This is a genomic window from Pelagerythrobacter sp. Soil_C_18, assembly GCF_057657235.1.
The window spans coordinates 1-210 of sequence record NZ_JBDGIU010000016.1 but is presented as its reverse complement, the minus strand read 5'-3'; the positions used below and the strand labels follow the sequence as shown (position 1 = coordinate 210).

Here is a 210-nt window from a genome sequence, read left to right as displayed (position 1 = left end):
GATTCTTCGATGCGGATAGATCAAACGTTCGTGCCCTGGGCAGCTACATGGCTCTACTATTTCGAAGAGTGGCTGGCGTCAGGCGAGTGGAAAGGCGGGGGAACGCACCCTGATCCGTCCGACACCGAACAGTTGAACCGACGCGACCGTCGGGCGCGCGGGCGCTAGCTGCCCGCCAAATCAAACTGCGAGTTTCGCACCTGCCATCCA

At 60.5% G+C, this 210-nt stretch carries 1 protein-coding gene; it reads left to right on the top strand.

Annotated elements, in window-relative coordinates; all coding sequences use genetic code 11:
* Positions 1-9 precede the first annotated feature (9 nt).
* Positions 10-168: a type II CBASS E2 protein gene (locus tag AC3A5N_RS16020; protein ID WP_487738319.1), complete on the top strand. Its 159-nt coding sequence runs from the start codon at positions 10-12 to the stop codon at positions 166-168.
* Positions 169-210 lie beyond the last annotated feature (42 nt).